General features: G+C 67.2%; 9 protein-coding genes and 1 pseudogene. All 10 read left to right on the top strand.

Annotated elements, in window-relative coordinates:
- A pseudogene (locus C7H84_RS35440) lies at positions 1-322 on the top strand (phage tail protein); the annotation flags it as partial.
- Positions 312-851 (top strand): hypothetical protein, encoded by a 540-nt coding sequence (locus tag C7H84_RS35435; RefSeq protein ID WP_240462200.1) that lies wholly within the window; start codon positions 312-314, stop codon positions 849-851. The pseudogene C7H84_RS35440 and the gene C7H84_RS35435, both read left to right, overlap by 11 nt.
- Before the next feature lie 3 nt (positions 852-854).
- Positions 855-1,535: a phage baseplate assembly protein V gene (locus tag C7H84_RS35430; RefSeq protein ID WP_121863128.1), complete on the top strand. Its 681-nt coding sequence runs from the start codon at positions 855-857 to the stop codon at positions 1,533-1,535.
- A 43-nt stretch (positions 1,536-1,578) separates the two neighbouring features.
- Positions 1,579-2,046: a hypothetical protein gene (locus C7H84_RS35425; protein WP_121863127.1), complete on the top strand. Its 468-nt coding sequence runs from the start codon at positions 1,579-1,581 to the stop codon at positions 2,044-2,046.
- 50 nt (positions 2,047-2,096) lie between these two features.
- Positions 2,097-2,294, top strand: coding sequence for a hypothetical protein (locus C7H84_RS35420; protein WP_121863126.1), 198 nt, complete (start codon positions 2,097-2,099; stop codon positions 2,292-2,294).
- Positions 2,291-2,626, top strand: coding sequence for a GPW/gp25 family protein (locus C7H84_RS35415; protein WP_121863125.1), 336 nt, complete (start codon positions 2,291-2,293; stop codon positions 2,624-2,626). The genes C7H84_RS35420 and C7H84_RS35415 overlap by 4 nt, the downstream gene beginning before the upstream one ends.
- Complete coding sequence (locus C7H84_RS35410; protein ID WP_121863124.1) at positions 2,623-3,534, top strand: baseplate J/gp47 family protein; 912 nt, start codon at positions 2,623-2,625, stop codon at positions 3,532-3,534. The genes C7H84_RS35415 and C7H84_RS35410 overlap by 4 nt, the downstream gene beginning before the upstream one ends.
- The gene (locus tag C7H84_RS35405; protein ID WP_162999507.1) at positions 3,512-4,069 is read left to right on the top strand and encodes a phage tail protein I; all 558 of its coding nucleotides are present in this window, start codon (positions 3,512-3,514) and stop codon (positions 4,067-4,069) included. Before C7H84_RS35410 ends, C7H84_RS35405 begins: the two co-directional genes overlap by 23 nt.
- Positions 4,070-4,075: 6 nt before the next feature.
- Positions 4,076-6,235, top strand: a complete 2,160-nt coding sequence (locus C7H84_RS35400) for a phage tail protein (RefSeq protein WP_121863122.1) — start codon at positions 4,076-4,078, stop codon at positions 6,233-6,235.
- Between the two features lie 28 nt (positions 6,236-6,263).
- Positions 6,264-6,773, top strand: a 510-nt coding sequence (locus C7H84_RS35395; protein WP_121863121.1) for a tail assembly chaperone, incomplete at its 3' end; no start/stop codon positions are given.

The raw sequence follows: 6,773 nt of genomic DNA, 5'->3' as shown, positions 1-6,773 counted from the left end.
GGATGCGGGCAAGGTGTGGCTGGGGCTGAACCCGATCGAGGCGCACCGGTTGGGCGCGGTCCGACGCACGAAGAAGGGGATGCGGGCCGGCAAAACGCTGTTCGACGGGGCGTGGCGCAAGACGAAGGCGCAGCCAAACGGCGCGATCTTCCGGCGGGTCGGCAAATCGCGGCTGCCGTATGAGGTCGTCCAGGTGGACTGGGCGCCGACGGGTGATGCGGCGTTTCGGCGTGCGGCGCAGGCGTGCGAGGCGCGGCTGATGACCGTGCTGCGGCAGGAGGTCAATTATGAACTACAGAAGGCGATGAACCGTGCTCGATAGCGTGAATGTACAGAGCTTGAAACAACTGCACGACGCGATCGAAGCGGGCCTGCGCGAACGGTTGCCGGATCTCGCGCGCATCCACGCGTATCCCAAAATCGGCAAGTCGATCGACACACCGTTCATTGCGCTGGAACTCGCGGAGCTTGAACCGGGCCAGGACGACGGCACCGGCCGTGTGCCGCTGATCGCGCGGATGCAGGCGCGCATCGTGGTGGATCCGCTGGTGGACGGCGCCGAGCTGCAGGTGCGCGAGCTGGCGGCCCGGGTGCTCGCCGCCGTGCACGGCACGACCTGGGATTTACCGATCACCCCAGGCCGGCAGGTGGGCTCAGCGGTGGACGATCCGTTTCGACCGGAACTCGATACGTATCTCGTGTGGCTGGTCGAATGGGTGCACGAGTTCGAGCTGGGCGACGGCGTCGAGCCGCCTGCGCCGGGGCGGCCGATTGTATGGGGCGTGGATCCCGAGACCGGGCCGCAGCATAAGGACTGCTACCGGAGCCATGCGGACGAAATAGAGGGGTAATGTGTGAGCGACTTCGAACTGGGCGAACTGGACCGACGCATGGCGTGCCTGACGCAGTCGGCCACGGTCGAGGCGATCACCTTCGAGCCGCCGCGCGTGAAGGTGCGCATCGGCGAGTGGGTGAGCGACTGGCTCAAATGGCAGGCGTCGGCAGCCGGCAAGGTCAAGGTCTGGCGCCCGCCGTCGATCGATGAAGAGGTTGCGCTCTGGGCACCGTCGGGCGACCTGGCCGGTGCGTTCGTCGCGCCCGGTTACTACACCGACCAGCACGGCGGCGCCGGTCGCACCAGCCCGGACGAGACCGCCACCGATTACCCGGATGGTGCGTTCGAGCAATACAACCACGCGAGCCACGAATACGTGCTGTCGGTACCGGCCGGTGGCCGGATCGTGTTCCGGATCGGCGACACCGAGCTCGAACTGCGGGCCGACGGCGCGACGTTGAAGGCCACGTCGCTGCTCGCCGACGTGCCCGATTCGACCTTCACGGGCAACACGACGACCGAACAGCTGCTGACCTTTAACGGCGGGATGCAGGGCAAGCCGGGCGAGGGCGGTGGCGTCACGATGAAGATCACGGGCGGCGCTGAGTTCAGCGAAGACGTGGTGGCCGCGGGCAAGTCGGTGAGCCGACACCAGCATCGGGAAGAGGGCGACGGTGCGCTGGTGAGCGTGCCGGTCTGAGCGATTCAACCCGCGATTCAATTTTTGAATATTCGAGATCGATATGGATCAGCAAAACAAGGCAGTGGACGCGCTCAAGCGGGCAGTGGACGGGTACTGGAACGGAACGTATGGCGATACCCAGGCTGCAGGACTCGCGGCGGCCATGATGCAGGAAGATGATCCGGTTGCCTTTGCACAAGCGCTCTCCCAACTGCTCAAGACGATCATCGCGCGCGGACGCGACGCGCTGCAGCAGGCGTGTGCGTGCGCGGCCGAGGGTGCCACTGACGCGCGAGCGGCCCGGATGCCGGATCCCGCGCAGCCCGCACGCGGCACGCTCATCGCGTGTTGCGAGGCGGCATTCCAGGGTGTGATGGGATACACGCAGACCGCAGCCTGGGCCAGCGCCTTCGTGCAGTCGGCCAGTCCCGAGATGTTGGAGGCCGAGGTCGTCGACGCGCTGCTTTACATCAAGGCGCTCGGACGCAAGGCACTGCGCTGGCAATGTTGTCGCGCAGGGCGTCGCTAACCCATGTCGGATCGGGCTCCGCAGTCGCGGGTCGTTTTGTAGGACTACTCATGGCGAAAGATGCTGCGCAAATCACGGTCGCGCCCGTGACCTTCATCGACACCGCATTCCGCAGCCGCGTGATCGTGTTTCCGGACAACACGTGGGCCGCGGTGGTGGCGAGCCGCCTGACCGTGTCGGATCCGGCCCACATCGGCTGGCTCGACGGTCAACTGGAATTCCGCCGCCACACCGAGGCTGAACGATGACGGCATTGATCGGCATGTGCCGGCATACCGGTCGCCCGATCGGCGGTGTCGCGCACCTGAAGCAGAGCCTGGCCGACATCCTCGGCACGCGCAAGGGCACGCGCCGCGAGCGTCCCGAGTACGGCTCCGATATCCCGGCAATGGTCGACCTGCCCGTCACGCGTGGCTGGATCTCCAGCGTGCAGGCCGAGGCGGCCCGCGCGATCGGTCGGTGGGAGCCACGCCTGAAGCTCTCGCGCGTGGCCGTGCTCGCCGTCGTCGACGGGGCGATCATGTTCCGTATTGACGGCACCTATGAGGGCGACGACATCATGATTGAGGTCACAACATGAAGACGATTGACCTGGCGGCGATCGACGCACCGGACGTGGTCGAGGCGCTGGACTTCGAGTCCGTGTATCAGCAACTCGTCGCGCACTTCAAGGCCATTTATCCGCACTGGCGCGCCGCGCTCGAATCCGATCCGGTGGTCAAGCTGTTGGAACTCTTTGCGTACCGCGAACTGCGTCTGCGGGCGCGTATCAATGACGCGGGGCGTTCGGTGATGCTGGCCTATGCGACCGGCGCGGACCTCGAGCACCTGGCCGCGCTGCTGAACGTCGCGCGCCACACGATCGTCGAAGCGGACGAGCCGACCGAGGCGGTGCGCGAGAGCGACCCGGACCTGCGCGCCCGCACGCAGCTCGCGCCACAGGGGTTTTCGGTGGCGGGGCCTGAAGGCGCATACATCTCGCATGCACGCAATGCGCACGCCCAGGTGCGCGATGCGTCGGCAATCAGTCCGGCGCCGTGCGAGGTGCTCGTCACCGTGCTCGCGCGCGACGGCGACGGTACAGCGGATCCTGCACTAATCGAGGCGGTCAGCGCCGCACTGCGCGCCGACGATGTCCGGCCGCTCACCGACCAGGTGACGGTGCAGGGCGCCGAGATCCTGCGCTATGCGGTGCGCGCCCGCCTGGTGTTTTTTGCGGGTCCGGACCGGGCGGTGGCGCTCGCCGCAGCGAACAAGGCGATGCAGCAATACACGAATGCGATGCACCGGCTGGGCATGGAAGTGACGCTGGATGGTCTGTATGCGGCTGCCCGTGCGGCCGGCGTACAGAAGGTGATTCTGGAAAGTCCCACGACCGGGATTGCGGCGAGTCGCCAACAGGCGCCGTACTGCACCAGCATCGAGCTGATCGACGGTGGCGTCTATACACATGACAAAGGCGCCCATGACAAAGGCCCACATGACTAATTTGCTCCCCGCCAATTCGACGCCGCTCGAGCGGGCACTGGCCGCGGTCGGCGAGCGGCTCGATACGTTGCCCACACCGCTGGCCACGCTCATGGATCCGGATGCGATCCGGCTCGATCTGCTGCCGTGGCTCGCGTGGTATCTGGGCGTGGACACGTGGAAGGACAGTTGGCCCGAGCACGTGAAGCGCACCCGGGTCAAGCGGGCGATCGCCATTGCGCGGCGCAAGGGGACGGCCGCCGCCGTGCGTGAAGTAGTCGCCACCTTTGGCGGGAACATCGTGCTGCGCGAGTGGTTCGAGCAGACACCACGCGGTCGGCCCGGCACGTTCGATCTGGTGATGACGGTCAGCGGCCACGAAGGCGAGCCGCCTACCGCCGAGTACATCGCCGACATCCTCACCGAAATCGACCGTACGAAGCCGGTGCGTGCGCACTACACGTTTACGCAGGGCCTGGCCGCGCAGACGCAGCAGAGATGTGGGGCGGCTGCACGCGTGGCGGTCTATGGACGTCTGAACCTTTCTGATCGGTAGCTGTTTATGGGATTACTCATCACGATCACCGACGCGGGACGCGCCGCGCTGGTGGCGCCCGGCCACGACGGCACGAACGGGCACCGTGTCGCGGCCATCGGGCTCGTGACCGCGCCGTTCGCGCCGGACATGGATCGCGCAGCACTCAAGGCGCTCATCGCGCTACCGCACGAACACAAACGCGTCACGACCTTCGGCGGGGCGAACGTCGCGCCCGACACGATCCACGTGACGCTGACGGACGACAGCGCGGAGCAGTACACGCTGTATGGCTTCGGTTTATACCTGGAGAACGGCGTGCTGGCGGCCGTCTATGGGCAGGCCACGCCGATCATGGAGAAGTCGCCCGCGGCCATTTTGCTGCTGTCGGTCGACATCCAGTTCGCGACGATCGATGCGGCCCAGCTCGTGTTCGGCGACACCACGTTCGTGAACCCGCCGGCCACGACCGAGCGCGCCGGCGTGGTCAAGCTCGCCACGCAAGCCGAGGTCGATGCGGGCGAGGACGACACGCGGGCCGTAACGCCCAGAACGGCCGCGCAGCGCTATGCAGCGCTCACCGGCGCGCGCTTTACCGGCGACGTGCATCTCGATGGCGCCGACGTGGTCCTGGACGGGCCCGCTGAGCGCTTTCGGGGTGTCGCCTGCAAGACCGCTGGTCGCATGCGCTGGTTCATGGGTGTCGATAACGCACCCGAACGCGGCGGCGGCCGCGGCTCGGACTTCACGCTGATCAGCTACACCGACGACGGCGAGTGGGCAGGCGGGGTGATGGTGATCTCCCGCGAACACGGTACGGTCCACCTGGTCAAGCGCCCGAGCTTTGACGGTCACCTCGCGTGGGATGCGGGCAACTTCGATCCCGCCGAGTACCTGCCGCTGGCCGGTGGCGTACTGCGGGGTGATGTGCGTTTGGAGCCGGGCGCGCGCCTGGCGATCGGCGCCCCGCTGCTCGGTGCGCTCAAGGCCGCGCTGCAGGTGAACGGCGGCATCGCGATCGATCGCTACTCGGATGAAGGGTCTGGGCGTCTGCTGCTCGGGCCCAACGATGGCTATCTGTTTGGGGACAATAAAAGCGTCGGGTTCTACTCGCCCTCGTATGGTTCGTTCCAGTACCTGTTTGCAGATCGCACGTTCCGCATCGACGGCAAGATTGCCTGGCATGCGGGCAACGTGACGCCGCTGGACCAAAAGAAGGGCGGCACGCTCGCGGGCGACCTCGCGTTCGCGCCGGGCAAGCGCCTCAAACTGGCGCCCGGCTCGGCCAGTGCGCCGTCGCTGACATTCGAGCGGGATGGGGCACTGGACACGGGCCTGTACCACACTGCTGATGGCCAGTTCGGTGTGTCGTGCAACGGCGCTGCGGTGGTGCGGTTTGCGCCGACGCAGACGACGTTCGAGCGGCCGGTCACGGTGCCGACACCGGCCGCGGGCGATCGCTCCACACGTGTGGCGACCACCGAGTGGGTGCTGGCCGCGCTGGGCACCACCGCGATCGGCCAGATCGTGTTCGAGCCGCGCACCACCGTGCGGGCCGGCTTTCTGAAGGCGAACGGCGCGGTGCTCAAGCGCGCGGATTATCCGGCCTTGTGGGCGTACGCGCAGGCAAGCGGCGCCCTCGTGGCCGAAGACGTGTGGCACGACGGGCGCTCGGGCTGTTTCTCGAGCGGTGATGGCGCGACCACCTTCCGGCTGCCCGAGCTGCGCGGCGAGTTCCTGCGGTGCTGGAGCGACGACCGGTCGGACACCGACCCGCAGCGCATGATTGGCTCGTTCCAGCGTGACCAGCACCGCTATCACAAGCATGACGCGTACTCGAGCGAATCCGGCGAGCACGTGCACCCGGCCTGGACCGATGCGCAGGGGCAGCACGGGCACCCCGTGCACGATCCTGGTCACGGCCACCCCGTTCGAATGGGGCGCGTCGGCGTGGTCGCGACCGAGTACGGACAGGGCTGGGGCCCGTACAACTGGGACAGGCAGGACGTCCATGGCACCGAGGCTGCGGGTACCAACATCGGGATCGGGGACGCCGGCAACCACGGCCACAACGTCGGCATCGGCGGGGCTGGCCGCCACGTGCACACGATCACGGTCAATGGCGACGGCGGCAACGAAGCGCGCCCGCGCAACGTCGCGCTGCTCGCGATGATCCGCGCATATTGAATCGAGCGTATTGAATGAAGGAACTTTCATGCTGATCCACCACTACGATCGCACCACCGGCGCGTACCTGAGCAGCAGCCAGCCCGACGTCGATCCACGCAACGCCGAACGCTGGCTGATTCCGGCGGGTGCGACGCTCGATGCGCCGCCAGCGCGCACCCCGACCACCTGGCCGTTCTATCGGGACGGCGTGTGGTGCCTGCTGCCGGATTACCGCGGGCTGCTGTGCTATCGCACCGATACCGGCGAGGCGGTCGAGATCGCTACCGTCGGGCTCACGCCCGAAGAATTGGGGCTCACCGTCGAAGCCCCGCCGTCGCCGCGTCACACGTGGCTCGACGGCGCCTGGCGTATCCCGCCCGCCGTGCTCGCGCGCGAGCGGCGGGACGCGGCGATGGTCGAGTTCGAACAGCGGATGGCGCGTGCGCGTCGGGCCAACGCCGGCAAGGCCGATGCGTATGCAGCGGGGCTACTCGATGACGCGGGCGTGTATGCGTTCAAGGCGTGGTCCGCGTACCAGATGGCGCTGGTGGCCACG

Origin of the sequence: Burkholderia sp. Nafp2/4-1b (genome assembly GCF_003635165.1) — a bacterium.
Lineage (GTDB): Bacteria > Pseudomonadota > Gammaproteobacteria > Burkholderiales > Burkholderiaceae > Burkholderia.
This window is presented reverse-complemented; position numbering and strand designations above follow the sequence as displayed.